Origin of the sequence: Streptomyces calidiresistens (assembly GCF_014141525.1) — a bacterium.
GTDB classification, from domain to species: Bacteria; Actinomycetota; Actinomycetes; order Streptomycetales; family Streptomycetaceae; genus Streptomyces; species Streptomyces calidiresistens.
The window spans coordinates 1-4100 of the sequence record NZ_VKHS01000511.1 but is presented as its reverse complement, the minus strand read 5'-3'; the positions used below and the strand labels follow the sequence as shown (position 1 = coordinate 4100).

At 78.0% G+C, this 4100-nt stretch carries 4 protein-coding genes and 1 pseudogene; 3 read left to right on the top strand and 2 right to left on the bottom strand.

Translation table 11 applies throughout. From position 1 onward, the window contains the following. Positions 1-78 precede the first annotated feature (78 nt). Positions 79-315 carry a hypothetical protein gene (locus tag FOE67_RS18650; protein WP_182665784.1) on the bottom strand — a complete coding sequence of 79 codons (237 nt, stop codon included), beginning with the start codon at positions 313-315 and terminating at the stop codon, positions 79-81. Positions 316-441: 126 nt separating this feature from the next. On the opposite strand from FOE67_RS18650, the gene FOE67_RS18645 reads away from it, so the two are divergent. Further along, complete coding sequence (locus FOE67_RS18645; protein WP_182665782.1) at positions 442-1641, top strand: bifunctional adenosylcobinamide kinase/adenosylcobinamide-phosphate guanylyltransferase; 1200 nt, start codon at positions 442-444, stop codon at positions 1639-1641. A gap of 68 nt (positions 1642-1709) precedes the next feature. After that, positions 1710-2942: a nicotinate-nucleotide--dimethylbenzimidazole phosphoribosyltransferase gene (locus FOE67_RS18640; RefSeq protein WP_182665779.1), complete on the top strand. Its 1233-nt coding sequence runs from the start codon at positions 1710-1712 to the stop codon at positions 2940-2942. Between the two features lie 15 nt (positions 2943-2957). Here FOE67_RS18640 and FOE67_RS18635 read toward each other — a convergent pair whose 3' ends face one another. Next, positions 2958-3857 (bottom strand): hypothetical protein, encoded by a 900-nt coding sequence (locus FOE67_RS18635; protein WP_228474030.1) that lies wholly within the window; start codon positions 3855-3857, stop codon positions 2958-2960. 35 nt (positions 3858-3892) lie between these two features. Here FOE67_RS18635 and FOE67_RS29485 point away from each other — a divergent pair. Continuing rightward, positions 3893-4100 (top strand): annotated as a pseudogene (locus FOE67_RS29485) (adenosylcobinamide-GDP ribazoletransferase); the annotation flags it as partial.

Sequence of the window (4100 nt, the reverse complement as noted above, 5' to 3'; positions counted from 1 at the left end):
GTCGCGACGGAGGTCGCGACCGCCCCCTCGTCCCGTCGCCGGGCGCACGGCCCGCCACGGGACGGCGGGGCCGGGACGTCAGGCGCCGGGGACCGGCGGGTCGGCGGGCGGATCCTCCGCGTGCAGGCCCATCGGCCCGTACACCACGGCGCCGTCCTCCAGCAGGACCACCCGGTCGACACCCTCCGCCGCGAGGTCCTGCCAGCTCTCCCCCAGCCAACTCTCGGCATCGCCCTGGGTGCCGAAGCCGCCCGGCGGATCGGCGACCGGGTGTTCGCTCCCGTCCGCCTTCTCGAACCGCCACTGCCAGGCCATGCGCGCCTCCCGGGGTCGTCGTCGGTGTGGTTCCGGGACTCCCGGAGGGACCCGGAGGACTCGGAACACTGCCGGGAAGCGTAGCCCTCCGCGCGCGAACGGGTGGGAAGGCGGGAGGATCGGGGGGTGGACATCACCCTGCTCGGCACCGGCGCTCCCTCCGGGCTGCCGCGGCCCGACTGTTCCTGCGCGGCCTGTGCCCGCGCCCTCGGCCCCGAGGCCCGGGCCGCCACCTCGGTACTGGTGGACGGCGTGCTGTTGCTGGACCTGACCCCGGGAGCGGCCCTGGCGGCCGCCCGGGCGGGACGCACCCTGCACGGGGTGCGGCAGGTGGTCCTCGCCCACCCGCACGACGGTCCGATCCCCGAGCTCTCCGGCGACCTGCCCCCGGCCGTGCGGCTGCCCGCCGGGGAGGAGGTGGTCCTGCTGACCGGCCACCGGGTCCGGGCCGTGGCCCCGGACTCCCCCGGCACCGGTTACGCGGTGACCGGCCCGGACGGACACCGACTGCTGTACCTGCCGCCCGGGGCCGGGCCCGCCGGCGACCGGACCGATCGCACACCGGTGGACCTGTGCCTGGTGGACGTGGTCAAACGGCCGGACGCGGTGGCCCGGCTGCGCGCCGGTGGGGCGATCGGGCCGGCCACGGACCTGGTGGCCGTCCACCTCGACCACGACGTGCCGCCGGGCCCCGAACTGCACCGTCGGCTGGCCGCCGCCGGGGCCAGGGCGGCGCCGGACGGGGCGGTGTTCGCCACCGACGGGCCGGTGCCCACCCCGCTGGTGCCGCGCCGCACCCTGGTGCTGGGCGGCGCCCGGTCGGGCAAGTCCCTGGAGGCCGAGCGCCGGTTGGAGACCTTCCCCGACGTGGTCTACGCGGCGACCGGCGGCGAGCGGGCGGACGACGCGGAGTGGCGGGACCGGGTGCGGACCCACCGTGAGCGGCGCCCGGCCGGTTGGTCCACCGAGGAGACCGTGGATCCGGTGCCGCTGCTGCGCGCGGAGGGCCCCCCGGTGCTCCTGGACTGCCTGTCGCTGTGGTTGACCGCCGCGATGGACGCCGCGGGGGCCTGGGAGGAGGACCGGTGGCGCGACGGCGCCGCGGCGGAGGTGCGGCGGCGGATCGGGGAGTTGGCCGGGGCGATCCGGACCACCCGCCGCACCGTGGTGGTGGTGAGCAACGAGGTGGGCTCGGGGGTGGTGCCCGCCTCTCCGGCCGGGCGGCGCTTCCGCGACGAACTGGGACGGTTGAACGCGGCGGTGGCGGCCGAGTGCGAACAGGTGCTCCTGGTGGTGGCCGGCACGGCGCTCCCGCTGCGCGGTTGAGTCCCGCCCCCGCCCGGGGACCGTCCGCCGGGCGGGGGCGGGGGACCGTCACGGGTACGCTCGGGCGCATGAGCGACGGCAGTCTCGACCTCGACGTCTTCGGCGGTCTGATCAAGCGTCCGGACGCGGCCGTGCGGCGTGCCGCCGAATCCCTGCGGGCGGCCCGGACACCGGCTTCCGGGGCCCTGGGACGACTGGACGACCTGGGCGTGTGGCTGGCCGGGGTGCAGGGCCGCTCCCCGGCCGCGGTGATCGAACGCCCGCGGCTGGTGGTCTTCGCCGGTGACCACGGGGTGGCCCGGGCCGGGGTCTCGGCGCGACCGGTGGGCGGGGCCCACCTGTTGGTCCGGGCGCTGTTGGACGGGGAGAGCCCGGGGGCGATCCTCGCCCGGCGCTCGGGGGTGTCCGTGCGGGTGGTGGACATGGCCCTGGACTGCGATCCGCTGGGCCTGCCCCCCGAGGTGACGCGACATCGGGTGCGCCGCGGATCCGGTCGCCTGGACACGGAGGACGCGCTCACCCGGGAGGAGGCCGAGCGGGCGTTCCGCACCGGCGTGACGATCGCCGACGAGGAGGCCGACTCGGGCACCGACCTGGTGGTGCTCGGCGACCTGTCGGTCGGCGGCACCACCGCCGCCGCGGTGCTGACGGGGGCGCTGTGCGGCACCGACGCCTCGGTGGTCACCGGACGCGGCGGTCTGCGGATCGACGACACGACCTGGATGCGCAAGTGCGCCGCGATCCGCGACGGCCTGCGGCGTGCCCGTCCCGTGCTCGGCGACCAGGTGCGGCTGCTGGCCGCGGTGGGGGGCGCCGACCTGGCCGCGATGACCGGTTTCCTGTTGCAGGCCGCGGTCCGGCGCACCCCGGTCCTGTTGGACGGGGTGGTCACCACCGCCTGTGCGCTGCTGGCGCAGCGGATCGCCTTCCGGGCCCCGGACTGGTGGCTGGCCGGTCACGCGGGGGGCGAACCCGGCCAGGCCAAGGCGCTGGACCGGATGAACCTGGAGCCGGTGACCGACCTCGGGGTGACCACCGGGGAGGGGGTGGGAGCGCTGCTGGCGCTGCCGGTGGTGCTCTCCGCCGCGGCCCTGGCCGCCGAGGCGCCGCCGCCCCCGGGTGCCGGGGGGTCCGCCCCGGCGGAGGAAGCCGGGGAGGCCGGGGAAACCGGGGGTGTCCCGGGGGCCGACGGGCACGACCCCGCCGGTGACGCGCCGGGGGCGACGGGGGACCCGTCGGTTGCCGGCGCCGACGTCGGGTCGGGGGCAGCCGCCCCGCGGCCGACCTCCGATCCGGCGTGAGCCCCTCCCACCGGTTCAGGTGCCGCGCCCCGATGCCCCGCCCGCCGGTCCGCCGGGGGCGCCGGCACCCCCGCGGGCCGACGCCTCCGGGTCCGGCGCGCCGCCGAGCAGGTCGGAGATCCGCCGCCCCACCGGGTCCCAGCGGCGGTCGTGCCGTTCCGCCCGCCGGCGGGCCCGCGTCATCGCGCGGGCCCGCCGACCCCGGTAGTACCGGCGGGCCCAGGGCGAGGTCGGCCGGGCCAGGCGGACCGCGCCCACCAGGGCGACGAACGGGACGAGCACGCCCACCACGGCCATCCACGGCTTGCCCTTGACCAGAGCGACCAGCGCGCACACGAAGTGGAACAGGACCGTGCCGGTGACCGCCCAGCCGTTGCGCAGCTGTTCCTCGGTCAGGTTCTCGACCCCCAGCGGCAGGTAGCCGGCCAGGATCAGCCCGACCGCGGCGGCCGTCAGCGCGACGACCTCCACGCTGCGCCGGCCCTCGTCGCTCCAGTAGACGTCGGCCAGGTGCAGGATCAGGGCGAACTCGTCGAGCACCAGGCCCGCCCCGACGCCGAAGACCACCGCGCACACGATGGCGGGCCACCCGTCGTCCCCGGCGGCCACGGCGCCGAAGCCGCCGATCGTCATGAGCACCACCCCGGGCACCGCGTGGTGGATGTGCAGCCCCCCGCCGGAGACGTTGCGGAAGGGTCCCCTGCCGGCGCGGATCATCCGGGTGACCAGACGCGCCCCCGCGAAGGCCAGCAGGAAGGCCGCGAACGCCCACAGCAGGGCGGGCCGGTCCGTGGCGGCCACGGCCAGCTGCGCGCCCCCCGGCCCGTCCGGGGGGTCCGGCGGGAACCCCGGTGGGAAGCCCTGCGGGAAGGAGAGCCCGGGTGACGGGCGGGCCGGGGGCGGGAACCACTCCATGGCCGCCAAGGGTGCGGCGGCTACGCTGCCCGGCCATGGACGCCACGCCGCAGTCGCCCCCCGATCACCCGCCCGCCGGGGAGGGTGAAACCGCCCCCGGGGACGGTGGACGACCGCACCCGGCGGGCGGCCCCCGGTTCGCCCTGGGCACGCTGACGATCCTGCGGGTGCGGGTGCGGCGCTGGGACCGCGCGGCGGGCCGGGCCGGGATGTGCTGGGCGCCGCTGGCGGGGCTGGTCGTCG